This is a genomic window from Methylorubrum suomiense, from assembly GCF_022179765.1.
GTDB classification, from domain to species: domain Bacteria; phylum Pseudomonadota; class Alphaproteobacteria; order Rhizobiales; family Beijerinckiaceae; genus Methylobacterium; species Methylobacterium suomiense.
Genome location: NZ_BPRE01000009.1, coordinates 1 through 25,514, shown reverse-complemented (window position 1 = coordinate 25,514; position 25,514 = coordinate 1). Strand labels below are relative to the sequence as shown.

Annotated in this window: 25 protein-coding genes, 1 tRNA gene and 1 rRNA gene; 7 read left to right on the top strand and 20 right to left on the bottom strand. The window is 66.2% G+C overall.

Features of this window, described 5'->3' with window-relative positions; all coding sequences use genetic code 11:
• Positions 1–103 precede the first annotated feature (103 nt).
• Complete coding sequence (locus MFF26_RS15200; RefSeq protein ID WP_137827386.1) at positions 104–331, top strand: hypothetical protein; 228 nt, start codon at positions 104–106, stop codon at positions 329–331.
• Positions 332–447: 116 nt separating this feature from the next.
• The gene (locus MFF26_RS15195) at positions 448–690 is read left to right on the top strand and encodes a DUF2188 domain-containing protein (protein ID WP_137827387.1); all 243 of its coding nucleotides are present in this window, start codon (positions 448–450) and stop codon (positions 688–690) included.
• Between the two features lie 13 nt (positions 691–703).
• Here MFF26_RS15195 and putA read toward each other — a convergent pair whose 3' ends face one another.
• From putA to MFF26_RS15175, 4 genes are all read right to left on the bottom strand, one after another.
• Complete coding sequence (gene putA / locus MFF26_RS15190; RefSeq protein WP_238308161.1) at positions 704–3,781, bottom strand: bifunctional proline dehydrogenase/L-glutamate gamma-semialdehyde dehydrogenase PutA; 3,078 nt, start codon at positions 3,779–3,781, stop codon at positions 704–706.
• Between the two features lie 124 nt (positions 3,782–3,905).
• The gene (locus MFF26_RS15185; protein WP_137827389.1) at positions 3,906–4,364 is read right to left on the bottom strand and encodes a type II toxin-antitoxin system RatA family toxin; all 459 of its coding nucleotides are present in this window, start codon (positions 4,362–4,364) and stop codon (positions 3,906–3,908) included.
• A 6-nt stretch (positions 4,365–4,370) separates the two neighbouring features.
• On the bottom strand, positions 4,371–5,369 hold the full coding sequence (gene lipA, locus MFF26_RS15180) for a lipoyl synthase (RefSeq protein ID WP_137827390.1): 999 nt from the start codon (positions 5,367–5,369) through the stop codon (positions 4,371–4,373).
• A gap of 204 nt (positions 5,370–5,573) precedes the next feature.
• Positions 5,574–6,296 (bottom strand): cell wall hydrolase, encoded by a 723-nt coding sequence (locus MFF26_RS15175; protein ID WP_137827391.1) that lies wholly within the window; start codon positions 6,294–6,296, stop codon positions 5,574–5,576.
• Positions 6,297–6,518: 222 nt separating this feature from the next.
• Here MFF26_RS15175 and MFF26_RS15170 point away from each other — a divergent pair, with 222 nt between their 5' ends.
• Both MFF26_RS15170 and MFF26_RS15165 read left to right on the top strand, forming a co-directional pair.
• Positions 6,519–6,752 carry a hypothetical protein gene (locus MFF26_RS15170; RefSeq protein WP_137827392.1) on the top strand — a complete coding sequence of 78 codons (234 nt, stop codon included), beginning with the start codon at positions 6,519–6,521 and terminating at the stop codon, positions 6,750–6,752.
• Between the two features lie 8 nt (positions 6,753–6,760).
• Entirely contained in the window at positions 6,761–8,107 is a 1,347-nt protein-coding gene (locus tag MFF26_RS15165) for a PQQ-dependent sugar dehydrogenase (protein WP_137827393.1), read from the top strand.
• Positions 8,108–8,207: 100 nt separating this feature from the next.
• Here the strand turns inward: MFF26_RS15165 and MFF26_RS15160 are convergent, their stop codons facing one another.
• The 12 genes from MFF26_RS15160 to eno all read right to left on the bottom strand — a co-directional run bounded on the left by MFF26_RS15160 (position 8,208) and on the right by eno (position 19,294).
• Positions 8,208–8,855, bottom strand: coding sequence for a L,D-transpeptidase (locus MFF26_RS15160; RefSeq protein ID WP_137827394.1), 648 nt, complete (start codon positions 8,853–8,855; stop codon positions 8,208–8,210).
• 80 nt (positions 8,856–8,935) lie between these two features.
• On the bottom strand, positions 8,936–9,145 hold the full coding sequence (locus tag MFF26_RS15155) for a hypothetical protein (RefSeq protein WP_137827429.1): 210 nt from the start codon (positions 9,143–9,145) through the stop codon (positions 8,936–8,938).
• A 156-nt stretch (positions 9,146–9,301) separates the two neighbouring features.
• Positions 9,302–9,694 carry a hypothetical protein gene (locus MFF26_RS15150; RefSeq protein ID WP_238308160.1) on the bottom strand — a complete coding sequence of 131 codons (393 nt, stop codon included), beginning with the start codon at positions 9,692–9,694 and terminating at the stop codon, positions 9,302–9,304.
• Between the two features lie 175 nt (positions 9,695–9,869).
• Positions 9,870–10,418 (bottom strand): fasciclin domain-containing protein, encoded by a 549-nt coding sequence (locus MFF26_RS15145; RefSeq protein ID WP_137827396.1) that lies wholly within the window; start codon positions 10,416–10,418, stop codon positions 9,870–9,872.
• A 220-nt stretch (positions 10,419–10,638) separates the two neighbouring features.
• Complete coding sequence (gene lpdA, locus MFF26_RS15140) at positions 10,639–12,078, bottom strand: dihydrolipoyl dehydrogenase (protein ID WP_137827397.1); 1,440 nt, start codon at positions 12,076–12,078, stop codon at positions 10,639–10,641.
• A 148-nt stretch (positions 12,079–12,226) separates the two neighbouring features.
• Positions 12,227–13,648 carry a pyruvate dehydrogenase complex dihydrolipoamide acetyltransferase gene (locus MFF26_RS15135; protein WP_137827398.1) on the bottom strand — a complete coding sequence of 474 codons (1,422 nt, stop codon included), beginning with the start codon at positions 13,646–13,648 and terminating at the stop codon, positions 12,227–12,229.
• Between the two features lie 3 nt (positions 13,649–13,651).
• Positions 13,652–14,239, bottom strand: a complete 588-nt coding sequence (locus tag MFF26_RS15130; RefSeq protein WP_137827399.1) for a Uma2 family endonuclease — start codon at positions 14,237–14,239, stop codon at positions 13,652–13,654.
• Positions 14,240–14,321: 82 nt separating this feature from the next.
• Positions 14,322–14,600, bottom strand: coding sequence for a DUF5076 domain-containing protein (locus tag MFF26_RS15125; protein WP_137827400.1), 279 nt, complete (start codon positions 14,598–14,600; stop codon positions 14,322–14,324).
• Positions 14,601–16,049: a pyruvate dehydrogenase complex E1 component subunit beta gene (locus MFF26_RS15120; protein WP_238308159.1), complete on the bottom strand. Its 1,449-nt coding sequence runs from the start codon at positions 16,047–16,049 to the stop codon at positions 14,601–14,603. It abuts the gene before it with no gap.
• Between the two features lie 123 nt (positions 16,050–16,172).
• Positions 16,173–17,222 carry a pyruvate dehydrogenase (acetyl-transferring) E1 component subunit alpha gene (gene pdhA / locus MFF26_RS15115; RefSeq protein ID WP_137827402.1) on the bottom strand — a complete coding sequence of 350 codons (1,050 nt, stop codon included), beginning with the start codon at positions 17,220–17,222 and terminating at the stop codon, positions 16,173–16,175.
• A gap of 188 nt (positions 17,223–17,410) precedes the next feature.
• Positions 17,411–17,722, bottom strand: a complete 312-nt coding sequence (locus tag MFF26_RS15110; protein ID WP_137827403.1) for an FtsB family cell division protein — start codon at positions 17,720–17,722, stop codon at positions 17,411–17,413.
• Between the two features lie 282 nt (positions 17,723–18,004).
• Complete coding sequence (eno, locus tag MFF26_RS15105; RefSeq protein ID WP_137827404.1) at positions 18,005–19,294, bottom strand: phosphopyruvate hydratase; 1,290 nt, start codon at positions 19,292–19,294, stop codon at positions 18,005–18,007.
• Positions 19,295–19,562: 268 nt separating this feature from the next.
• On the opposite strand from eno, the gene queF reads away from it, so the two are divergent.
• Positions 19,563–20,024 (top strand): preQ(1) synthase, encoded by a 462-nt coding sequence (gene queF, locus MFF26_RS15100; RefSeq protein ID WP_238308158.1) that lies wholly within the window; start codon positions 19,563–19,565, stop codon positions 20,022–20,024.
• Positions 20,025–20,103: 79 nt separating this feature from the next.
• On the opposite strand, the gene MFF26_RS15095 is transcribed toward queF, so the two are convergent.
• The 4 genes from MFF26_RS15095 to MFF26_RS15080 all read right to left on the bottom strand — a co-directional run bounded on the left by MFF26_RS15095 (position 20,104) and on the right by MFF26_RS15080 (position 23,876).
• Positions 20,104–20,424, bottom strand: coding sequence for a hypothetical protein (locus MFF26_RS15095; RefSeq protein ID WP_137827406.1), 321 nt, complete (start codon positions 20,422–20,424; stop codon positions 20,104–20,106).
• 175 nt (positions 20,425–20,599) lie between these two features.
• Positions 20,600–21,463, bottom strand: a complete 864-nt coding sequence (gene kdsA / locus MFF26_RS15090; protein ID WP_238308157.1) for a 3-deoxy-8-phosphooctulonate synthase — start codon at positions 21,461–21,463, stop codon at positions 20,600–20,602.
• 8 nt (positions 21,464–21,471) lie between these two features.
• Entirely contained in the window at positions 21,472–21,996 is a 525-nt protein-coding gene (locus MFF26_RS15085) for a hypothetical protein (protein WP_238308156.1), read from the bottom strand.
• Between the two features lie 44 nt (positions 21,997–22,040).
• Complete coding sequence (locus MFF26_RS15080; protein WP_238308155.1) at positions 22,041–23,876, bottom strand: chloride channel protein; 1,836 nt, start codon at positions 23,874–23,876, stop codon at positions 22,041–22,043.
• Between the two features lie 133 nt (positions 23,877–24,009).
• Here MFF26_RS15080 and MFF26_RS15075 point away from each other — a divergent pair.
• Positions 24,010–24,086, top strand: a tRNA-His gene (locus MFF26_RS15075).
• 1,366 nt (positions 24,087–25,452) lie between these two features.
• Positions 25,453–25,514, top strand: a 16S ribosomal RNA gene (locus MFF26_RS15070); the annotation flags it as partial.

The window sequence follows — 25,514 nt, the reverse complement described above, 5'->3', positions numbered from 1 at the left end:
GTGGCGAAGGAGCAGGACTCGCGCGGACAGCGAGAAGCTTCCTACATGGCAGCAGAATGGCGACGGGCGGTGGTCGATCGCCCAACCTCGGGAAGACAAGCGCATGGATCCGCATCACTTCGAGCAGGACGGAATCCTCTACGAGGTTCGGTTCGAGCGAACGCCCGAGGGATGGCTCGCCCGCATCCGACCGGAGGGAGCGGCGGACGCGCATCTTGTAGCCTTTCCGGAGGGCCCAGGTTTCGACCCGGAGGACGTGCGCGGCTCGCTCATTGCCGGTTGCCGTGCTGCGGTGGAACGGCTGCCGAAGCAACCGCCGACCCGTCACTGAAAGCCAATCCCCGCAGGAGAGAACGCAAGCGATTGGAACCACCCGCCCGGCCATCGGTTCGCGACGGTAGTTGTGTTGCGGCAACGCATGTTGCGGATCGAGCGAGACAGGTTTCAATGACCGAAGTCACCTATCATATCGTCGAGCATGACGGCGGCTTCGCCTACAAGGTTGGCGACGTCTTTTCCGAAACCTTCCCGAGCCGCCAAGAGGCTTTGGAAGCCGCACAGGCCGCGGCCGCCGAGCAGCAGGTTCCCGGCTCGACCGAGGGGATCCGATATCAGGATGGAAGCGGCCAGTGGCACGACGAGACCGCGAGCGGCAGCGACCGTCCGGTCGCGAAGGTGGTGGAAGACTGAGCGACCGGTCTCATCACCCCTCGAGGGTGATGAGACCGATCGTGCCGCCCGCTGCGGCGGTGTTGATCGTGAGCGTCCGCTCGATGGCGAAGCGAGCGAGATAATGGGGCCCACCGGCCTTGGGGCCGGTGCCCGATAGGCCGCTGCCGCCGAAAGGCTGACTGCCCACCACGGCCCCGATCATATTGCGATTCACGTAGACATTGCCGTGCGGCAAGGCCGCCGCGACCTCGACGGCGAGGGCTTCGATCCGCGAGTGTATGCCGAGCGTCAGCCCATACCCTCCCCGACGAATCTCTTGCAGAGCATCGGTCAGGCTGCCCGCCTTGTACCGGGCGACATGGAGGACAGGCCCGAACACCTCTTCCCGCAGGTCGCCGGCGCGGCCGATCTCGATGATGTGGGGCATGACGTAATGGCCCGACGGCGCTGTCCCGGCCAGATGCAGGCGGGCTTGGGGGCGGATCTGCGCGATGTAATGATCGAGGCGCGTCTTGGCCGCGGCATCGATGACCGGGCCGAGATCGGTCGCGAGATCGCGGGGATCGCCGACTCGTAGCTCGGCAGCGGCGCCGACGATGGCCGCGATCATCGTGTCCGCCACGTCCTCCTGCACGAGCAGCAGGCGCAGTGCCGAGCAGCGTTGGCCGGCGGAGCGGAAGGCGGATGAGACGACGTCGTCGGCGACCTGCTCGGGCAGGGCCGTGGCATCCACGATCATCGCATTGATTCCACCGGTCTCGGCAATCAGCGGGAGGATCGCGCCCGCCCGAGCGGCCAGGGCCTGGTTGATGGTGCGCGCCGTCGCGGTCGAGCCGGTGAAGACGACGCCCGCCAGTGCCGGATGAGCGATCAGCGCGGCACCGACCTCCGGCCCCCCTGGAACCAGATGCAGCGCATCGTTCGGTACCCCGGCTTGCTGCAAGAGGCGGACGGCGTGTGCCGCGATGAGGGGGGTTTGGGGGGCGGGTTTGGCGACGACGGTGTTGCCGGCCATCAGCGCCGCCGCGACCTGGCCCGTGAAGATCGCGAGCGGGAAATTCCACGGGGAGATGGCGGCAAAGACACCCCTCCCGCGCAGGGTGAGGCTGTTCGTTTCACCGGCGGGACCGGGCAAGCTCAGAGGTTCTGCAAATAATCTTCGGCCCTCCGCCGCGTAGTAGCGCAGGAAGTCGATCGTCTCGCGCCATTCGGCCAGCGCATCGTCGAGCGTCTTGCCCGCCTCCGCTTGAAGCAGGTGCAACAGCGTCTCGCGCTGTTCTTCGACGGCATCGGCGGCGCGGTCGAGACAGGCGGCGCGCGTCTCGGCCGGTGTCGCCGACCATCCGGCAAAGCCGCCGGCAGCCGCATCCATCGCCCGCGTGGCCGAAGCGGTCTCGGCCTCCGTCACGTGGCCGAGATGCGCCCCGTCGATGGGGCTCGCCACGGAACGGGTCCGCCCCGGCTCCTCTCGTCCATCGATGATCGGCGCCGCAGTGAACGGGCCGGCGACCTGAGCCAACGCCGCGATCAGGCCTCCGACGGCGACGCCATCGCCGAAGGCAAGCCCCGGGCTGTTGCGCCGTTCCGGTGCGAACAGATCGCGCGGCAGCGCGATGCCGGGATGGCGCGCCCGTTGCGGCGTTTCGATCAAGGCGTGGGGACGCGCCAGCAAACGCGCGAGCGGCACGGTCGGATCGGCGGCGTGGGCGACGAACGAGGCATTCGCCCCGTTCTCCAGAAGACGCCGGACGAGATAGGCCAGCAACTCGCGATGCCCCCCGACCGGTGCGTAGATGCGGCAACCGAGGCCGGGCACCCGCTCGCCGAGCCGCGCGAACAGAGCCTCGCCCATTCCGTGCAGGCGCTGGAATTCGAATCCCCGCTCGTCACCGGCCAGCGCCATGACGCTCGCGACCGTCAGCGCATTGTGGGTGGCGAATTGCGGAAACAGCCGTGGTCGATAGGCCAGCAGGCGACGGGCCGCGGCGATGTAGCTGAGATCCGTCATCGCTTTGCGGGTGAAGACGGGGAAATCGGCCAGACCCTGGACCTGGGCGATCTTCACCTCACCGTCCCAATAGGCGCCCTTCACGAGACGCACCATCAGCCGCCGATCATGATGCGCGGCGAGCGCGGCGACATGGTCGATCACCGGAAGGCACCGCTTCGAATAAGCCTGAACCGCAAGGCCGAATCCGTCCCAGCCGGCGAGCGACGGATCGGCCAGCACTGCGCCGAACACGTCGAGGGAGAGTTCGAGCCGCTCAGCCTCCTCGGCATCGATCGTGACGTTGAGGTCATAGGTTCGGGCTGCGCGGGCCAAGTCGAGAACCACCGGCACCAACTCGGCTCTCACTCGCGGCGCCTGCATCGGCGTGTAGCGGGGATGGAGCGCCGAGAGCTTGACGGAGATCCCCGGCCGCTCTGGCAGGGCCGCCGACCCGGCCTGGCGGCCAATCCGCTCGATCGCCTCGGCATAGGCGTCCCGATAGGCTTCGGCATCGGCCGCGGTGCGGGCCCCCTCCCCCAGCATATCGTACGAGTAGCGCAGACCAGCCGGACCGGCTTTCGCCCGACGCAACGCGGCACCGATATCCTCGGCGAGCACGAATTGGCCGCCCATGATCCGCATCGCCCGCTGGGCCGCCGCGCGCACGGCCGGTCTTCCAAGTCGCCGCACGAGGACGGTGAGCGTCGCTTCCGGCGTCTCGTCGGCGGAGACGAGGCGGGCACCCAGCCCTAGGGCCCAGGCGGCGGCCTGCGCCAATCCGGCCTCGCTGCGGACCTCGTGGTAAGCGAAGTCTCCCTCGCGCAGCTTATCGGCGATGAGGCGATCGGCGGTGGCGGCATCGGGCACGCGCAGCAGCGCCTCCGCGAGGCTCATCAGCGCCAGCCCTTCGCGGGTGGTGAGAGCATATTCCTGCAGGAGCGTCTCGATCGCGCCGTGTCCGGCCTCGCGCCGGATCGCGGCGATCAGATCGGCGGCAAGCGCGTCGACCCCCGCCTCGGCTTCCGCGGGCAAGGCGGCCTCGCGCAGGAGCATCTCGGCCAGCGCGCCGTCATCCGGTGCGTAGGGAGCACGGAAGCGCAGATTGGACGGAGCGTCCATGGGTTAGCCTGCTGGCGGTCGGACGATGCATCCTAACCCAACCGGCCTCTCACGGGCAGGCGATGTGGGTGTCGCAGCGGCTCCGTCGTCTCCTACCCCTACCCGCGATCGAGAAGGCGTCCGGTCAGGCCGGCGCGCCGTAGATCGCCCGTGCCCGCCCTTCGAAAGCATCTGTGAACTTGCGAAAGGCCCGGTCGAACATCGAACCCATCACCAGGCCGAGCGTGCGGCTCTTGAATTCATAGGTGATGAAAAAATCGACGTCGCAGCCGCCCTTGCCGTCGTCGCGGAACGTCCACCGGTTCTCGAGATGCCGGAACGGTCCGTCGATATACTCGGCGGTGATCTTGCGGTTCTGCGGGTCCAAGGTGACGCGCGTCGTGAAGCGCTCGCGGATCGCCTTATAGCCCACGCCCATCTCGGCGACCCGGATCGTCGTGCCGTTCGGCCCGTCCGCGTCGCGCAGGACACGAAGCGATTCGCAGAGCGGCAGAAACTCGGGATACCGCTCGATATCGGCCACGAGGTCGTACATCTGCGTCGCCGTGTGGCGCAGGTTCCTCGTGATGCGGAAGGAGGGCATGGCGACTCAGGCGGTGGCGGGGAGCGGGACCGGCCCGAGCTTGGCGAGGCGTGCGGCCTTCAAGCGGGCGAAATCCTCACCCGCATGATGGGAGGAGCGCGTCAGGGGGGTGGCCGAGACCAGCAGGAAACCCTTGGAATAGGCCGTGGTTTCGTACGCCTTGAACTCATCCGGCGGGACGAAGCGCACGACTTCGTGATGCTTGCGCGTCGGCTGCAGGTACTGACCGATGGTCAGGAAGTCGACATCGGCCGACCGCAGGTCGTCCATGAGTTGCACAACCTCGTTCCGCTCTTCCCCCAGCCCGACCATGATGCCGGACTTGGTAAAGATCGTCGGATCGAGTTCCTTCACCCGCTGAAGCAAGCGCACCGAGTGGAAGTAGCGCGCACCCGGCCGCACGGTGACGTACTTGCCCGGCACGGTCTCGAGATTGTGGTTGAACACGTCTGGTCGGGCCGCGACGACGATGTCCAGCGCTCCGGGCTTCCGGAGGAAGTCGGGGGTCAGGATCTCGATCGTCGTGTCGGGGCTCGCCTGCCGGATCGCCGCGATAGTCCGGGAAAAGTGTTCGGCGCCACCGTCCTTCAGATCGTCGCGGTCGACCGAGGTGACGACGACGTGGTGCAGGCCGAGTTTGGCCACGGCCTCCGCGACCTTCTGCGGTTCCCCCGCATCGAGCGCCTCCGGCAGGCCCGTGCGCACGTTGCAGAACGCGCAGGCACGGGTGCAGGTGTCACCCATGATCATGAAGGTGGCGTGACGCTTCTCCCAGCATTCACCGATATTGGGGCAGCCAGCCTCCTCGCAGACGGTGACGAGACCGTTGGCGCGGACGATGTCCTTGGTTTCGGCCCAGAGCTTCGAACCGGGGGCTTTGACCCGGATCCAGTCCGGTTTGCGCTGGATCGCAGTATCTGGACGATGCGCCTTCTCGGGATGGCGCGGACGCGCGGCCAGTTTCGGCCGAGTGTCGTTGGAGAGAAGATCGAGGACGACGGCCATGGGATGTCGGAGAGGCGTCCGGAAACCCGGCGGCGGCCCGGGCGCAACTCTGACTTAAGCCCTGGGGCGGGCTCTCGCAAAGGGGTGTGGCGACAACCCGCCGCGTGCGTAACCGCCTATGCAGCTTATGCTGGGCACCATCGCGCTTCTGACGCGCGGACAGGCGGCGCGGGCCTTACGCCTCCTGATCGGGAGCCGATCACATCAGGGACGGTTGGGCATCGAAGCGTAGCGCGCCGGTCCAGCCAAGCGCAGTTCCGGCACGGTGTACTCGGCGGTCAGCGTCGGCTGGATCTGACCGGTGATCGGAAGGCCGATCATGCCGGATTGGGCGGCGGCGACCTGAAGCGGCAGCACACGACCCGAGGCCACCTGCACCACGGCGTGGGGGCGAAGCGCGGGCAGATACCCTTCGCGGTCGCTCTTCTCGTAGAACACGTTGCCGCCCGCCGCGACGACGTAGTGCATGTTCTTGTACGGGAAGCTGTAGCCGGCGGTGTGGAAATGCAGCGCTTGGCCGACCCCGTCATGGCGCTTGCCGGAGAGCAGCAGGTCGGCGACCTTTTCCAGCCGGGGACGATCCTGCTCGCGAACGGGCTTCGTCAGCACGCCGTTGGCGAATTGACGCTTCTGTCCGACCACCTCGCAGATCCGGCCAGGATAGGCCGGCGCGTCCAGACGGTTCATCACCACCGTACCGACGGCGAGCAGCCCATCCTCGTCGGAGCGGTTGGACTCGAAATACATCGCACGAGCGAGGCATTCCTTGTCGGCGGCGGTCGGCGTCTGGACGATCTTGGCGTTCGCCGCGATCGAGCCGGTGGTCAATTCCTGCTGCGGGCGGAACAAGCCGCACCCTCCAAGGCTCGAACCGGCGACCGCCAGGGTCGCGAGGCAGGCGAGGCGAAGGTGACGGTCGTTTCGCATTCAGACTTCCCAGGGCTGGGCAGAGGGCATGGAGGACGGCTCGTACGCTCAAGCTGATCGAAATGACGGGAAGGTGCAAAGGAACGGTTAAGCCTCCGCACAGAATGCGGATCGGTGTGTCTTTTGGCACACGGAGCGGAGCTGTCCGCGGAACGACCGCGAATGAACGGTCCTCCAGCTTGAGCGTTATTCCCGATTGAGCTCGGTCGGGAAGGATCAGCCATGGACAGGGCCGCGAATACGGACAGATCGAACGTCACCGGCACGGAAACGGAGGCATTCGACGAGCGGATGCGCGAAGAAGCCGCTGCGGCCGGGCGGGCAGCCCTCGATACGGCGCTCCAACGGTTCACGACCGAGCAGCGCGATGCCTTCTGGAACGCGATCGGCCTCTACTACTCCACGCGCCGGCATCCCGGCGCGAACGAGGCCGCCACCGTTACTGCGGCGCTCTGAGGCTCCCGATGCGCAAAGCTGCCAAGGTCGGCCTCGCCGCCCTCGTCCTCGCTCTCGCGGGCGGAGCCGCGTTCACGCGCTTCGTGTTGTATCCCGAGAGCGCGACACTCGATTTCGCCGCAGGCACCGGACCGAATCCGACGCTGCCTGCACCGAATCCCACTCTGATGCCCACGGTGAACATTGCTCGCATCGCTCCGTGGATGCAGGGCGCGACACCCAAAGCCGCGCAGGGACTCACCGTCGCGGCCTTCGCCACCGGCCTCAACCATCCGCGCTGGCCCTATACTCTGCCCAATGGCGATGTGTTGGTAGCCGAGAGCAACGCACCGAAATCCGGCGATAAGAGCACCGGAGTCACGGACTGGGTCGCCGACAAGGTCAAGAGTTTCGCGGGTGCGGGTGTCGACAGCCCGAATCGTATCGTCCTCTTGCGCGACAAGGACGGCGATGGGATCGCCGAGGAGCGCCACATCCTGCTGAGTGGACTCACCTCGCCCTTCGGCATGGCGCTGGTCGGATCCGATCTCTACATCGCCAATGCCGACGCTCTGGTCCGGGTGCCCTACCGGGAGGGACAGACGACGATCGATGCGACACCGGAAAAGGTCGCGGACCTGCCGTCCGGCATCAATCATCACTGGACCAAGAATGTCATCGCGAGTCCGGACCGTCAGAAGCTGTTCGTGACGGTCGGTTCGAACAGCAATGTCGGCGAGAATGGTCTCGATATCGAGAAGGGTCGGGCAGCGATCTGGGAATACACCATCGCCACGAAGGCGATGCGCGAGTACGCGACCGGCCTGCGCAACCCCAACGGCCTCGCCTTCGAGCCGAAGACCGGTGCCCTCTGGACGGCCGTGAACGAGCGCGACGAAATCGGCAGCGATCTCGTGCCCGATTACGTGACCCATGTGCAGGAAGGGGGCTTTTACGGCTGGCCCTGGAGCTACTGGGGGCAGCATGCCGATGCGCGGGTTCAGCCTCCGCGACCGGATCTCGTGGCCAAGGCGATCACGCCCGATTACGCGGTCGGTACGCACACGGCTTCGCTCGGCATCGCCTTCTCGTTCGATTCGACGCTGCCGGAAGCCTGGAAGAACGGATTGTTCGTCGCCCAGCACGGTTCGTGGAATCGGCGGCCCAAAAGCGGTTACAAGGTGATCTATATTCCATTCAAGGACGGGAAACCGGCCGGAGCGCCGGTCGACGTTCTCACCGGCTTCTTGAATGAGGATGAGAAGGCACAAGGTCGGCCCGTCGGCGTCGCCCTCGACAAATCCGGGGCTCTGCTGGTCACCGACGATGTTGGGAACGCGGTCTGGCGGGTCAGCGGGGCGACGGCCTCGAATTGAGGCCGCCTCCCTCCTGCGCATCAACAGAACGTCGCGGTGCCGATGCGCAATTGGCGATCCCCTCGATACCGGGTCGAACAGGGTGGGATCGCCATCGGCCTCAGTACAGGTAGCCGTAACCGACCGGTGCCGCCCGGTAGGGATCGCCGAACGGATCGCGGGACGGACGCGCGACCGGTGCATAGAGGTCCTCGTTCGACAGGCTGCCCCGGTAGCGCAGCGGGACGCCCTCCCGCGGGCCGTAACCGCGCGCGGACATGCGTCGAACCGAGGGACGAGGCGAGGGTCGGTCCAACTCGGCAACCACCCGGTCGCCGACACTGCCCTCGATCACCACACGGGTGTTGGCCATCTTCTGCTGCTTCACGAGCGTGAACAACGTCGCGGCGTTGCGCTGAGACAGGCGCACGCAGCCATGCGAGGCGGCACGCCCCAAGCGCCGCGTATGCGTGGTTCCGTGGATGGCGTGGCCGACCTCGGTGAAGAAGATCGCGTGCGGCATGGGCGCGTTGTCCCACTCCCGCGAGAAATGCTTCGCCTCCATTCGGAAAGGCCGGTAGCTTCCGTTGGGCGTGTCGTACGCCGCGAGCCCGGTCGAGACGGGCCAGGTGTGGCGGGTCTGTCCGTCCACCGCCACGCTCATCCGTTGCGCGTCCTTATCGACACTGATGAGCAGTTCGGCGCGAGCCGCCGAGGCGGAGGCGAGCAGGGCGAGACCTGCGAGAAGGGTGGCCGGGCGCAGGCGCATCGCTCGAAAACTCCCGTTCGATAAGACTTTGAAGGAAGATGCAGCACCGTTTCTCCGCTTCAACCACCCGTCGGTAATCCTCACCTCTCAGCGGCGCTGCGGACATAGCCACGGGAGATCAGACGGCTGTTCTCACGGGCCCGGCGCTCCGCCTCCAGCAGGTCGGACAACGCATCGGTGATGGCGCAGCGCAGCGCGATGTCCGCGTCCCCATGGGAGGTGTCGAGATAGGCCTGCGCGATCGTCTCGACCGGACATGCGGCCCCGGCAGCGATGGGCTCCTCCAGCATCATGCGCTCGGTGGGGCGACGCTCGGCATTCGGTCTCACGGGCTCGGGCATGGTCAATCTCCGACTCGAATTGAGAACGAAGATAGAACATCTGAGAACGGTTAACGAGACCTTACCGCGATCCGTCGGGCTTGTGGATGATCCTTGCGGCTAACCTCAACGCATCCCGCGCCCGTCGAACGGATCGGTGTCTGCATCGATCAACCCCGGCGTTCCCGCTATCCCGCCTCCCGTCGGTGCGCCGCCTCCACTTCCGGCTATCCCCATGCCTTGTGATTCAAGGCGGGATAGACCCGGAGCGTTGCTGCCCGTGCTGATCCTCGCACCCGTGAAGCCGATCGCCCCTGTCGTGAGACCGGTCTCGACATCGGTCGTGAGGCTGGTGCCGGGAATGGTGACGAGGCCGAATGAGCCGCCGCCCCCGCCGAAACTGAGGCCGCCGGGATTGGTGAGCCAATCGGTCCGTACGGTTTCATCGGCCAATGCGGCGCCCACTGAACCGCTGGCGGCAAAGCCCAATCCGCCGGGATCGGCGTTACCGGGCGTCACGTCGAGGGGGCCCAGGCCCGAAGTCCGCGATATTATTGAGGCTTTAGTCTGCGAAAATGGGCCGTGAAGCCGAGACGTTCACGGCCCATGGAACTGCACCCCTCTCGCGGTTCTGGCAAATTGCTCAAGGTGCCGCGAGATGCATTCCGCGTATGTCGGAATGCGTTGAGGGTTATCAGGGCATCAGCACGCCGTTGATGACGTGGATCACGCCATTCGACTGCATCACGTTGGCGATGGTGACGGTGGCCGTGTTGCCCTTGGCATCGGTGACGTAGACCTTCTTCCCCTTGGTCTCCACCGAGAGCGCTCCGCCATTGACGGTCTTCAGGATCGCCTGCCCGCCGCCCTGCTTGGCGAGAGCCGCGAGGTCCTTGGCCGTGTAGGTGCCGGGGACGACGTGATAGGTGAGGATGCCGGTGAGGGTCGCCTTGTTCTGCGGCTGCACCAGCGACTCGACCGTGCCCGGCGGCAGCTTCGCGAAGGCGGCGTTGGTCGGAGCGAACACGGTGAAGGGACCGGGGCCCGACAGGGTATCGACGAGACCGGCAGCCTTCACGGCGGCGACCAGCGTGGTGTGATCCTTCGAATTGACCGCGTTCTCGACGATCGTCTTGCTGGCATACATCGGCGCACCGCCGACCATCGGGTTCTTGGCGAGCGCCGGAGCCGAGGCCGCGACGAGCGCGAGGCCGAGCGTGAGGCGGATGAGGTTCTTCGACATGCTATCTCCCTGGATACGCACCCCTTCGAAGGGGCGTCGCGGTCTCTACGGAGATGGGAGGTCGAAAAGTTTCAGGCACTCGTGCTGTTCACGCGCTGAAACACCGGAATCGTAAGAAACGACGTCGGTGTTCCCGAAGCGAGCCGGGCCGCGTCGCGTCCGCTGTTCGATCTGACGTTCCGAACAGCGGTGATTGGCGATCGGCCCCGGCGTCACCGGCTCAGGTGTGGATCACCCGACCATACGCGTCGAGCACGCTCTCGTGCATCATTTCGGAGAGCGTCGGATGCGGGAACACCGTGTGCATCAGCTCCTCCTCGGTCGTCTCCAGCGTCATCGCCACGACATATCCCTGGATCAGCTCGGTCACCTCGGCCCCGACCATGTGGGCGCCGAGCAACTGGCCGGTTTTGGCATCGAAGATCGTCTTGATCAGTCCGTCGGGCTCGCCAAGGGCGATGGCTTTGCCATTGCCCGCGAAGGGGAAGCGGCCGACCTTGATCTGGAAGCCGAGATCCCTCGCCTTCGCCTCGGTCAGGCCCACGCTGGCGATCTGCGGCTGGCAATAGGTGCAGCCGGGGATCTTGCCCTTGTCCATCGGATGCGTGTGAAGCCCCTTGATGGTCTCGATGCAGAGGACGCCTTCGTGCTCAGCCTTGTGAGCGAGCATCGGCGGCCCGGCGACATCACCGATGGCGTAGACGCCGGGCACGTTGGTGCGCCCGAGCCCGTCGGTGACGACGATGCCGCGCTCGATCTTCACCCCGAGCTTTTCGAGTCCGACATTCTCGAGATTGCCGACCACACCGACCGCCGAGATCAGCTTCTCGGCCGTCAGGGTTTGGGTTTTGCCCTTGTCGTCCTCGACGGTGGCCGTGACCGTGTCCGAACCCTTCTCGACCTTCGTCACCTTGGCGCCGGTAAGAATCTTGATGCCCTGCTTCTCGAAGCGCTTGCGGGCGAGCCCCGCGATCTCGGCATCCTCGACCGGCAGGATCTGCGGCAGGAGCTCGATCACCGTCACTTCGGCGCCCATGGTGCGGTAGAACGAGGCGAACTCGATCCCGATGGCGCCCGAGCCCATCACCAGAAGGCTTTTGGGCATCGCCTCGGGGACCATGGCCTCGTAATAGGTCCAAATCAGCTTCTTGTCGGGCTCGATGCCGGGCAGCACGCGGGGCCGCGCGCCCGTGGCGACGATGATGTGCTTGGCCGCGTAGGTGCCTGCGCCCTTGGCGCCCTTGGGCGGCTCGGCGCGTTTGGTCTCCTTCACCGCGACTTTGCCGGGCTCGGTGCCCTTGGGTGCCGCCTCGATCGAGCCCTCGCCCCAGATGACGTCGACCTTGTTCTTCTTGAGCAGCATGCCGACGCCGCCGTTGAGCCGGCCGGACACCCCGCGGGAGCGCTTGACGATGGCGGATGCGTCGAAGCTGACGTTGTCGGCCTTCAGCCCGTAATCGGCGGCATGCTGCATGTAATGGTAGATCTCGGCCGAACGCAGCAGGGCCTTGGTCGGGATGCAGCCCCAGTTGAGGCAGATGCCCCCGAGATGCTCGCGATCGACCACCGCGGTCTTGAAGCCGAGTTGCGCCGCACGGATCGCAGTGACGTAACCGCCGGGCCCGGCGCCGATGATGAGGACGTCGTAGGTGTCGGACATACAGGTCTCCGGAGGTTCTCCGCCGCCTTCACGGGGGGAATGAACGGTGGCGGCGGCGCGGAAAGCACCACCGCGATCGATCTCGAACCACCGCGCTCCCGATCCGCCCCTATCGGAGGGGACCGGCGCGCGGCGGTTCGAGTATCGGTCACACCAGCATTCCCATCGGGTTCTCGATCAGGCCCTTGAAGGCCGAGATCAGCTCGGCGCCGAGCGCGCCGTCGAGCACGCGGTGGTCGCACGAGAGGGTACAGGTCATGGCCTGCACCACTGCCGGGGCGCCGTCCTTCACGACGACCCGCTTCTCGCCCGCGCCGACCGCGAGGATGGTCGATTGCGGCGGGTTGATCACCGCGGTGAAGTGCTTGATGCCGAACATGCCGAGGTTCGACACCGAGGTGACGCCGCCCTGATATTCCTCGGGCTTCAGTTTCTTCGCGCGGGCGCGGGCCGCGAAATCCTTCATCTCGCCGGAGATCGTCGAGAGCGTCTTCTGGTCGGCCTTGCGGATCACGGGGGTGAACAGGCCGCCGTCGATCGCCACCGCCACGCCGACTTCGGCATGCTTGAAGCGCAGGATGCGGTCCTCGGCCCAGACCGCATTGGCCGCCGGAACGCGGGTGAGCGCGAGGCCCATCGCCTTGATGACGAAATCGTTGACCGACAGCTTGAACAGCGGCTTGCCGTCCTTGTCCTTGCCGGCCGACGCGTTGAGCGTCTCGCGTAAGCCCATCAAGGCATCGAGTTCGCAATCGACGGTCAGGTAGAAGTGCGGAGCGACCTGCATCGCCTCGGTGAGACGCTTGGCGATGGTCTTGCGCATCCCGTCGAGCGGCACTTCCTCGTAAGCGCCCTTCTCGTAGAAGCCCTTGACCTGCTCCAGGGTGAGCCCGGCCGGCGCGCCGCCCGCAGGGGCCGCCTTCGGCGCGGGCGCGGGGGCCTTCGCGGCCGGTGCCTCAACGGCCTTCGGGGCGTCCGCCGGCTTGCTGGTGCCGGCTTTCGCGGTGCCGCCCTCGATCGCCGCCTGCACGTCCTTGGCGATCACCCGGCCATGCGGACCGGAACCCGGGATCGCGGCTATGTCGACGCCACCCTGCTTGGCGATACGGCGGGCGAGCGGCGAGGAGAAGACCCGGCCGCCAGCCTCGGCGGGATGGGCCACGCCCCCGGGCTTGGCGCCTTCGGGGGCGGTATCGACCCGGGCATAGGAGGCATGGGCGCCATCGGGCGCCGCGTTCATGTCGGCCGTTCCCTTCGGCTCGACCGGCGCGGTCTTCGCGCCTTCCGCTGCGCCGCCGGTGGGGGCCTGGACGCTGCCGGGGTCTTCGCCCTCCTCCGCAATGAGGGCGATGAGTTCGTTCACCGGCACGTCGGCCGTGCCCTCCGCCACGAGAATTTTGGCGAGCACACCCTCATCGACCGCCTCGACCTCCATGGTGGCCTTGTCGGTCTCGATCTCGGCGATCACGTCGCCGGACTTGATCGCGTCGCCCTCCTTCTTCAGCCACTTGGCGAGGTTGCCCTTCTCCATGGTCGGCGAGAGGGCGGGCATCAGGACGTTGATCGGCATGTCTCAGGCCTCGGGCGAAGCGAAGGGCGGATCGAAGGGAAACAGGTCGTCGAGCGGAAACGGAACCGCATCGAAAGGCGGGGCGGCGACGGTCTCGCCGCGCCCCACGGTAGCAGTCAGGAGCCACTGGCCTGCGGTGAGGGCGAAGCTTTCGAGGACGCCGTCCGCGAGATCGAGCAGCCAAAGAAAGGAAATTCCGGCCTCGGCGTAGAGGCGACGCTTCGGCCCGCGGTCGAGCCGGGCGGTCGACGGTGACAGGATCTCACAGATCCAGTCCGGCGGTGTGGGAATGAAAGCGGTCTCGATTTCAACCGGCATGCGCTCCCGGCGCCAAGCCGCGAGATCGGGCACCACGACGTGGGACCCGAGGTGGAGTTCGGGTTCGACCATGAAAATCCAGCCGCCCGGCCCGCCGCGCCCGTAACGGAACGGTCCGCCAAGGAGCGTGCCGAGGTCCGACGCTGCCGTGAGATGCCGAGGGCGCGGCCTCGGATGCGTCTCCAGTACCCCGTCGACGATCTCGGCCACGAGATGGTCGGGCACAGCCGCGAGATCGGCGTAGGTGGCGCGGCGCGTGGCAGCCTCGGCCATGGTCACGGCCTCCGCTGTGCCGGCACGTCGAGAGGACGGAGGATTGCGTCGGGACGGTCCATCGCGTCGCCTCGGCCCGCCGCTAGTTGAGGGTGTTGCCGGGATCGAGGCCCTCGGCCTCCCAACCGGCGCGGATGCGCTCGAAGGCCTCTTCCTCGGACATGTCGGCTTCCAGCGCGTAGGCGCGGGCGGCCTGGCGGGCGAGGTCGATCAGGAGCCGGCCCCAGGTGGCCGGATCGTCGAAGGCGCGCCGGAGCGCGACGCTCACGGCACCGTCGACGATGGAAGCCCGCACGATCTCGATCCCGCCCTGTTCCAGGGCGTCAGGCGGGATCTCCAATGCTTCGAACTTGTCCGACATTTACTTGTAGCACACGGCTTTGACCGCCTCGATCACTTCGGCCACGTTGGGCAGGGCCAACTTCTCAAGGTTTGCCGCGTAGGGCATCGGCACGTCCTTCCCGGTCACCCGCAGGACCGGAGCGTCGAGATAGTCGAAAGCATCGACCATCAGGCGCGCGGCGATCTCGGCGCCGATGCCGGATTGCGGGAAACCCTCTTCCACGGTGACACAGCGGCCGGTCTTCTTCACGGACGCGACGATCGTGTCGGAATCCATGGGGCGGATGGTGCGCAGGTCGATGACCTCGGCCTCGATCCCCTCCTCCGCCAGGGCCTGAGCCGCCTTGAGAGCGTAGGTCATGCCGATGGAGAAGGAGACGATGGTGACATCCGTTCCCGGCCGGTGGATGCGCGCCTTGCCGATCGGCAGGACGAGGTCGTCGATCTTCGGGACGGGGAAGGACTGACCGTACAGGATCTCGTTTTCGAGGAAGATCACCGGGTTCGGGTCGCGGATCGCGGCCTTGAGCAGACCCTTGGCATCGGAGGCGGTGTAGGGCGCGATGACCTTGAGGCCGGGGACGTTCGAGTACCAGGCGGCGTAATCGTGGCTGTGCTGGGCGCCGACGCGGGCCGCCGCGCCGTTGGGGCCGCGGAACACGATCGGGCAGCCGAGCTGTCCTCCGGACATGTAGAGGGTCTTGGCCGCCGAGTTGATGATGTGGTCGATCGCCTGCATGGCGAAGTTGAAGGTCATGAACTCGACGATGGGCTTCAAGCCCATGAACGCCGCACCGACGCCGATGCCGGCGAAACCGTGCTCGGTGATCGGCGTATCGACGACCCGCCTGGCGCCGAACTCCTGAAGGAGCCCCTGCGTGATCTTGTAGGCGCCCTGGTACTCGGCGACCTCCTCGCCCATGACGAACACCTTGTCGTCGCGGCGCATCTCCTCGGCCATGGCGTCGCGAAGGGCTTCGCGCACGCTTTGGGTTTCCATCGGCGAGTCCGGCGGGAACTCGTCCATGACGGGGGCCGCGGTGGTGTTCTTGATGACGGCCGGAGCAGCGCGCGCGCGCGGGGCGTCGTCCCCCGTCTTCGCCTGTGGGGCGGGCTTGTCCGCCATGCCTTCGGCCTGCATGTCCGGCGTCGGGGCGGGCGCGCCGCTATCGGCACCGTTGGGCTTGGATTGGCCGCCGCTGGCTGCTGCGGCCGAAACGTCTTCGCCCTCGGCGGCGATGATGGCGATCGGCGTGTTGACCGCCACATTCTCGGTGCCGTCCGGCACGAGGATCTTGGCGAGCACACCTTCGTCGATCGCCTCGACCTCCATGGTCGCCTTGTCGGTCTCGATCTCGGCGAGAACGTCGCCGGATTTGACCGCGTCGCCCTCCTTCTTGAGCCACTTGGCGAGCTTTCCCTCCTCCATGGTCGGAGAGAGGGCGGGCATCAGGATGTCGGTCGCCATGGCGCTGCTCTATCGATCCTTCGTCCGGGACGGAGAGGCGGATTCCGCGCGTCCCGCGGGCTCCCGCCGCGGAGCGAAATCGGCCCCGTGCCGCGGGAGTTCTGCGAGGTGGTGTGACGCGCCTCAGGCGCGGGCTTCGAGGAGGATGTCGGTCCAGAGCTCGGATGGATCGGGCTCGGGATCGTGGGTCGCGAAATCGGCGGATTCGTTGACGATCTCGCGGACCTTGGCGTCGATGCCCTTAAGGTCCGCCTCCGGCACGCCGTGCGCCTCGATCAGGCGCTTGCGCACCATCTCGATCGGGTCGTGCTCGTCGCGCATCTTCGAGACTTCGTCCTTGGTCCGGTATTTGGCCGGATCGGACATCGAGTGGCCGCGATAGCGGTAGGTCTGCATCTCGAGGATGTAGGGCCCCTCCCCCGAGCGGGCATGCTGGATGGCGCGGGCTGCCGCCTCGCGGACCGTGCGCACGTCCATGCCGTCGACCTGCTCCCCGGGAATGCCGAAGGAGAGACCGCGCTTGGAGAAGTCGGTCTGCGCCGAGGCGCGGGCAACCGAGGTTCCCATCGCGTAGCGGTTGTTCTCGATGACGTAGACCACGGGCAGCTTCCAGAGGGCCGCCATGTTGAAGCTCTCGTAGACCTGACCCTGATTGGCCGCGCCGTCGCCCATATAAGTGAAGCTGACTTTGCCGTTCTTCAGATAGGCGTCGGCGAAAGCGAGCCCGGTGCCGAGGGAAACCTGGGCGCCGACGATACCGTGGCCGCCGAAGAACTGCTTCTCGCGGCTGAACATATGCATCGAGCCGCCCTTGCCGCGGGAATATCCGCCCCGGCGTCCAGTCAGCTCGGCCATCACGCCCTTGGCCTCCATGCCGCAGGCTAGCATGTGGCCGTGGTCGCGGTAGCCGGTAATGTTCTGGTCGCCGTCTTCGCCGGCCATCTGCATGCCGACGACGACCGCCTCCTGACCAATGTACAAGTGACAGAAGCCACCGATCAGGCCCATACCGTAGAGCTGACCCGCCTTCTCCTCGAACCGGCGGATGAGAAGCATCTCCCGGTAGGCGTGGAGATCCTCGTCTTTCGTGAATTGCGGAATATTCGGTGCGGGCCGGTGCTGGGGCGCGTCCGCGCTCGCGACGGGCTTGCCCGCCTCGTTGCCTGCATCCATCGGCGATCTCCCGAACTCGATCCGTTGGTTCGGGTTCTAGGACAGCCACCTACGGAAAGCGAGGGTAGAACTGACACCAGAGGTAGGCTGTCACTGCGACGCTTGAAGCCATGCCGACTAAGCAAGGATAAGCTTAGAAAGTGTCGTTTTTTGACAAGACAAGATTGTGATCGAGATCAGGTCTCGTCTCAAGGGTCGATGATTACGAGATCATTGGCATGGACGCGACCGAGCACCACACGCGCGCGCTCTTCGAGGAGATCGCGGTCGATCTGCTCGCTGCGAAGCAGGGAGACGCGATGCTCCCAGGTCGACCGTTCGGCCTTCGCCGCGCTCAGTTCCTGGGTGAGGCCGTAGGCCTCGATCTTGAGGGCTCGCTTCGCCTCCAGGCCGCGGCTGCCGCTCTCCGCTTGATGCACGAAGTAGCCGACGACGAGTGCGGAGACCGTCCAGAGGACGGCGGGGACGACGATGGCGCGGACGCGGCGACGGATGACCATGGCGCGGGAAGCTTCACCCTATCAGGGTGAAGAAAGCGTTTCCAAAGTGCCCGAACCTCGCGCCTGCCCTCAAGGAGAGGGTGTCTTGGATCGTCAAATCTGCCAGCGGATCGGATGGTCGAAGCGGGTGCGCCTTGCCCCCGTTCCGAATGCGTTTCCGGACGACCGGAACGAGCTTCAAAGTGCCCAACGAAGGACCGGATACGGTTCGAAACCGCGTTGTACCGACAATCGAAACTTGGCGAGGCCGCTTTCGGCGGCCCCGCCTTGCACTGGTGTCGATCAGCGACCAGCGAGCTGGCGGATCGCGCCGCGCCCGGCATAGAGCGCCTGGGCGCCGAGGCCCTCCTCGATGCGGATCAGCTGATTGTACTTGGCCAGTCTGTCCGAACGGGCGAGGGAGCCGGTCTTGATCTGCCCGCAATTGGTCGCGACCGCGAGGTCGGCGATGGTCGAATCCTCGGTCTCTCCGGAGCGATGGGACATCACGGCCGTGTAGCCAGCGCGCTGGGCCATATCGACGGCGGCCAGCGTCTCGGTGAGCGAGCCGATCTGATTGACCTTCACGAGGATCGAGTTGCCGGTGCCCGACTCAATGCCGCGCGACAGACGTTCCACATTGGTGACGAACAGATCGTCGCCCACGAGCTGAACGCGGCTGCCGATCCGGTCGGTCAGGAGCTTCCACCCCTCCCAATCGTCCTCCGCCATACCGTCCTCGATCGAAAGGATCGGGTAGGCCTCCGTCAGCTTGGCCAAGTACTCGACCTGTTGCTCGATGGAGCGGGTCTGGCCCTCGCCCTCGTAATGGTAGGCGCCGTTCTTGAAGAACTCGGTCGAGGCGCAGTCCAGCGCCAGCACGATATCGGACCCCGGCTTGAAGCCGGCGGCCTGAACCGATTCCATAACAAAATCGAGGGCGGCCTCGGCCGACGGCAGATTGGGGGCGAAGCCACCCTCGTCGCCGACATTGGTGTTGTGCCCGGCCTTCTTCAGCGCGCTCTTGAGCGTGTGGAAGATTTCCGCACCCATCCGCACGGCCTCGGACAGGGAGGCGGCGCCGACCGGCATCACCATGAATTCCTGGAAGTCGATCGGGTTGTCGGCATGGGCACCGCCGTTGACGATGTTCATCATCGGCACGGGCAGCACGCGGCCCTGAACGCCGCCGACGTAACGGTAGAGGGGCAGACCCGCCGTCTCGGCCGCGGCCTTGGCGACGGCGAGCGAGACGCCGAGAATGGCGTTGGCGCCCAGCCGCGCCTTGTTGGGTGTGCCGTCGAGGGCGATCATCGCCTCATCGACCGCAACCTGATCCTCGGCATCCATGCCGCCGATCGCGTCGAGGATCTCGGTCTGCACCGCCTCGACCGCCTTGAGGACGCCCTTGCCGTTGTAGCGACCCTTGTCACCGTCACGCAGCTCGACCGCCTCGTGCGCGCCGGTCGAGGCGCCCGAGGGTACCGCCGCACGGCCGAAAGAGCCATCCTCCAACAGCACATCGACCTCGACGGTGGGATTGCCCCGGCTGTCGAGAATCTCGCGGGCGGCGATGTTGGTGATCGCAGTCATGGGCGCTCCTTCGGTTGCGTCGCGGCGCGCCGTCCGCACAGGCTCCGGGCCCGACGCATCGGCGACGCTCTCCGAGGCGGGCTTATCGGCCAAGCGACCGACGCGGGCAAGCGCCTGCAAGCTTTGGCAAGCACTTGGCGGCCCCAACCCATCCGTTGCAGCGCCAGTGCGATCCACAAGCTTTTGTGAGCGAGCCGGCCGACCGTCGAACGCCTGCCATTCGTCAGCCGCCTAGGCGAAACCCGAGGCCCGGGCGTATAGCGCCTATATGAGCGACATCGAAGCCCACGCCAAACAACTCGGCCGGCAGACACCGATGCCCGACTCCCCGGAAGCGGCGCAGCTCGATCGTGTGCCGAACCCGCACGCCGATACCGATTATGTGGCGCGCTTCACCGCGCCTGAATTCACGTCCCTCTGTCCGGTCACGGGCCAGCCGGACTTCGCCACCCTAGTGATCGACTACGTACCGGATCGCTGGCTCGTCGAATCGAAGTCCTTAAAGCTTTATCTCGGCGCGTTCCGGAATCACGGCGCCTTCCACGAAGATTGCACGGTCGGCATCGGCCGCCGGCTCGCGGGCCTGCTCGAACCGCGCTGGCTGCGGATCGGCGGCTACTGGTATCCGCGGGGCGGCATCCCGATCGACGTGTTCTGGCAGACCGGGGCGCCCCTCCCGAATGTCTGGCTTCCGGACCAGGGAGTCGCCCCCTACCGCGGACGCGGCTGACTCTTCGGCATCGTTGCTTGAAACGATAAAGGGGCGGCCGATTTTTCGGCCGCCCCTTTATCTCTAAATCCGTTACGGCTCAGTAGCCGTCGTAGCCGTAGGCCGGACGCTGATAGCCATAGCCGTAGGCGGGACGCCGATAGCCATCGCGGTAATAGGCGTCACGAGCAGCACCGGCGGCGATCGCACCGGCCGCGAGACCGGCAATGCCGAGGCCGACGGCAGCTCCCGTCCCGATGCCACGACGGCGACCACCGTAATAGGCGCCACGACCGTAACCGCCACCGTAATAGCCGCCGTGATGGTGGCCGTAGCCGCGCCCCGGACGCGCATCGGCCGACGTGGCGGTCAGCGTGCCGACGGAAATGAGGGCGGCGGTGACAAGTGCAAGCTTACGCATAAGATCCTCTCCAATCTGCCGACGAATTGACGGTAGAAACGTTCAGCTTGGCCGAATGTTCCTGAGCGCCCTGACGGCTTTCGAGCCTGATCCGCACTCTCGCTTCTTAGATGGGATCCGAAAAATTAACCAAGACGACCCGAAGCTAACCTACAACCGCGGTTGACAGCGTCGCTCAATCCTTGCCGCCAGCACGCTTGGTGATCCGGTCATACGCCATCAACTCCTCGATGAGCTGGGGCATACGGTGCAACGGCACCATGTTCGGTCCATCCGAGGGCGCCCGATCAGGATCGGGATGGGTTTCGATGAAGACGCCTGCGACGCCGACCGCCACGGCGGCCCGTGCCAGCACACTGACGAATTCCCGTTGCCCGCCGGAGGTTGTGCCTTGGCCCCCGGGCTGTTGCACCGAATGGGTCGCATCGAACACCACCGGTGCGCCTCCAGTGACCTGAGCCATGATCGGCAGCGCGCGCATGTCGGAAACGAGGGTGTTGTAGCCGAAGGAGGCGCCGCGCTCGGTGACGATCACGTTCGGGTTGCCTGCCTCGGTCACCTTGGCGGCCACATGCTTCATGTCCCAAGGGGCGAGGAACTGTCCCTTCTTGACGTTGACGACCCGACCCGTCCGTGCCGCCGCCAGCAACAGATCGGTCTGGCGGCAGAGAAAGGCCGGAATTTGCAGGACATCGACCGCCTGCGCCGCGCGGGCGCATTGTTCGGCTTCGTGCACGTCGGTCAGCACCGGTAATCCCAGGGTCTCGCGAATCTCTGCGAAGACCGGCAGCGCCTCATCGAGGCCGACGCCGCGCGCCGTCGCCCCGGACGTGCGGTTTGCCTTGTCGAAGGAGGATTTGAAGACGAGGCCAATGCCGAGGCCCTGCGCCATTTCCTTCAGAGCGGCGGCGATTTCGAGGGCATGGTTGCGCCCCTCCAGCTGGCAGGGCCCAGCGATCAGCGCCAGCGGCAGGTGATTGGCGAAGGCGACATCGCCGGCACGGACGACGGCGCCTGGGGAAAGATCGGTCTCGGTCATGCCGCCATTTAGCCCGCCGTCGCCTCGGCGGGAAGGCCGGCCTTGCGGCGCAGGCGCTCTCGATTTCCCTGCGGTCGGTCCGCCGCGACCCGACAGAGCGTCCCGAGACCGAAACCGTCCGGGCGGTCTCCAGGATCGCAGCGGATCACCGCGCCACCGACCCGCCCGACCTGCGGCTCCCCCGTCAGCAGGCTGTCCTGATGCAACTGCCGGCTCAGGGTCTCAACCGCCGCCTCCGGCGCCCCCGTCAGCGCGCGCGCGGCCTGCCCGATCAGCACGAAAGTGGCACCCGGCGGCTCGCGGTCGGCGGAGCGGAACAGCAAGGTGCGGGGTGATGCGCATTGGAGGCGGAACCGCTCGGCATCCGCGGCGCGGAACACGACCAACGGGCCGATGCGCCCCACCAGAGAAGCCCCGGTCGCGCGGATCAACCGAACGGTGAGGGCATCGCAGGCATCCGCGCGCGCCGGAGGGGCCAGCAGGAGGGCGGCGAGGCCGGCAGCAAAACCGGCGGCAAGGGCGCGCACAGACATGGCTCTCCTCATAACACGGCCCGAAATGCGAAACGAAATCACCGTCACGCGGTCTCACCGAGCATGGCGCGCCGTTGACGGTCGAGCTCGTCGCTGTAGCGCTTGAGCGTATGGCTCTCGGTCAGAAGCCCGATCACGTGACGGTTCTCCGCGCTGTCCAGGACCGCCAACGCTTCGCTTTCCGCCCCGTCGAAGGCCTCGGCCGCCTGCTTGGCGCTCATGTCGGCCAGAAGGAAGGCGTCGGTGTCGCGGGCGATATCGGAGAGGTGCGCGGGCTCCCCTAGGCCGATCGGTGCCGCATGAGCATGAGCCTCCGGAACGAGAACGATGCCGGCATAGCGTCCGAATTGATCCACCAGCACGACCCGGGAGGGTGAGCCGAGGGGATGCGCTCTCAGAAAGGTCGCCATCGGCGTATCGAGGGAGACCGGCCGAATATCCCGCCGCATCATCCGCCCCACCGTCAGGCTGCGCATCCAGCCGATATCGTGGGCGCTGCGGATCGATTCGCCGCGCAGATGGAAGCGCCACGTCGCGAAGGAGTAGCCGAAGGTTTTGCGCACGGTGAGCGAGGACGCGATCACCGCCGCGAGCACGAGCGCTGTGACCGGGAAGCTGCCGGTCATCTCGAGCGCCAGGAAGGTCATGGTGAGGGGGCCGCCGACGATGGCCGCCGCGAAGGCGCTCATGCCGACCACGGCGTAGCCGATCGGGGCGAGACCGAAATCGGCGAAGTCCGGCCAGACCAAGGGTGCGATCTGGGCGAACAGGCGCCCGACCAGCGCCCCGAGGAACAGCGAGGCGAAGAACAGGCCGCCGCGAAACCCGGAGCCGATCGACACTGCCGAGGCGGCGGCCTTCGCCGCGATCAGGCCTGCGAGAGCGGTCACCGTCAGCGAAGTCTCGGGTGCTAGATGAAGATGGAGCGCACCATGGCCGCCGGAGAGAACCTGCGGTGTGGTCACCCAGGCGAGAAGCCCGATGCAGAGGCCCCCGAGGACCGGCCGCAGCGGCACCGGTAGGCGCGTCGCCCGTACACCATTCTCCACCCATGTGACCCCGCGCATGAGCGCCACCGCCAATCCGGCGCAGACCAAGCCGAGCAGGAGGCAGGGGAGCGTGTCCGCGGCGCCAAGGGCGGTTCCTTTGCCGAGGGCTAGAGCGCCCACATCGATCAGCGCCGGGTTCGGTGCGAGTGCCCGCGCCACCAGGCTGCCGCACAAGGCCGCGACCACCACCGGGGCGAGCGACGCGATCGTGTAGGTGCCGATGACGAGTTCGTAGGCGTAGAAGGCCCCGGTGAGAGGCGAGCCGAAGGCGGCGGCGATCGCCGCGGCCGATCCGCAACCGACGAGAGTCCGCAGATCGGAGCGGCGCATCTCGAAGGCGGAACCGAGCCGAGAGGCGATGCCCGCCGCGACTTGCGTATAGCCGGCCTCCAGCCCGACCGATGCGCCGCATCCGTTCGAGACGATGTTCTGTGCGGCGACCTCGCCGGAATCGCGCAAGGACATCCGCCCGCCATGGAGAGCATTGGCCTCGATTGGGTCGATGGCGGCCCGCCGCTTGCGGCCATGCCCGATCGCGAGGATCAGCACACCCAGGACGAGCCCGCCCAGGGCCGGTCCCAGGAAGGGGAAGCCCAACACGGCATCCGTCGGCAGCCTGGCGAGGCTGCTGAGGCGTTCCCCGGCCGGTAGGCGGTACAGGATCTCCCGCAGTGTCTGCGCGGCAGCGCTCATTCCGGCGACGGCGAGACCGCCGAGACATCCCGTCACCGCAGCGAGGAGAACGAGGGCGATCTCGCTGCCCCGCACCCACCCGCGCAGCCGTACCGGTACGAGCCGACCCATGCCGGCGAACGGGCGGAGCGCACGCATCAAAGGGGCGAGAGCGCGAGGTCAGTCATGCTCTGGCGGTCTAGCATCCGCACGCCGCGGGCGCGATGCGGGGGAGAACGATGTGAGAAGCGCTTGAAATGCCGCGAGGCTCGCGATAAGTCCCCCCTCGCGTGCCGCCGTAGCTCAGTTGGTTAGAGCACTAGATTGTGGATCTAGGGGTCCCCCGTTCGAGCCGGGGCGGTGGTACCATCCATTTCGACGACCAGACCGGGGTCTGACCGATGGGTCAGGCCCCGGTTGCGTTTTGGTTGCTCTCTATTTGATGCCGCGATGTCGGGCAGCAGCGCTCGCATGCGATCATCACACGATCAAAAATTTCGGCAGACGCGTTTTCGACCGCGGGACGCACGACCTCTGCAACAGCGTCGTGGGTTCCCATGACGATCGCTGCAATCACCGTCCGACAAAGGGGAGTGGCGTCGGGCTGAGCTGCGGGATTTGTCCAGTGACTCCGGCACCGCGCGGGCAGACATCCGTTACCAATCGAATTTGATGAACCAAGGGTCGCCTGTGTCGGGCGGCAAGCCGTCGGCTTCCCTCCACCCATTGCCTGGAATCGGCAGGCTCGCCATCCTCCATCCGCCGATCGGCGCACGTGCGGATGAAGCGCCGGAGGAGAAAGCCACACACGGTTAAGCGGCATTCGATATGATCTCAATCGCTGATTGGGAGAACGAGATGCGGGCTGTGGTTGCGTTCGGCATTCTTGTCGCGGTTTCGAGCGTGTCGGGGACGGCTGAGGCCCGCGGCCTGCGCCTTGGGGCTCTGTGGGGCGCTCGCAATGCCGCGACTTCGCGCGCGGTCACCGTGACGCCGCTTGCCCGGCCGACCTACGTTCCCGTCATCCGCGCTCACCGAGACCTCACACCGATCGGAGCGCCCAGTGAGCGAGGTGGGGATCGGTCGCTCAAGGCCTATCGAAGCTCTGCCGCAGATGCGACGGATGGCTCGGGTGCAGTCCCCTCGTCCCAAACGCCGCAGATTGGCCCGGTGCCTGCCCGGCCCTGGTGTACGAGTCGTCAGGTTGTCGGGGGCTTTTGCGTCATCAACTGACGATCAAAAATCCGGGTATCGTGACGGGGGGGCGCTCCTGTCCTCTCCGATCGGAGAGCTCGTCAATCGGCCGAGCCCCCTCCCCTCGCGGATCGCAGTCAACGCCCGCGGCGCCGATCGTGAGCCTCGGAAAGCAGGCTGTTGACACACCGATCGCACCCCCCTATACGGCGGCTCCCGACGCGGCGCCGAGACAAACCGGCCCGCCCGGAAAGATTAAACGAAGACGACGGCAAGATACGAACGGCACCAGCCGAGTTAAATTGCCGGTTGACTTTGAAAAAGATGTTCGGATATACGGACATCGCTCTTTGACAAGTTGATATCGAGAAAGAGAAACGTGGGCGGCTTGTTCATGTCCTTGCGGGTCTGGCTGAGAGGCTGGGCCGTAAGAGATGAAGCTGTCTAACGTTTCGGAAAGCTCACCGTGCCTTGAGCGGAAACGCTTGGGCTACGGATGTGAGCACTCCGTTTATGTTGTGATCAGCTGAGATCAACTCTTCAACTTGAGAGTTTGATCCTGGCTCAGAGCGAACGCTGGCGGCAGGCTTAACACATGCAAGT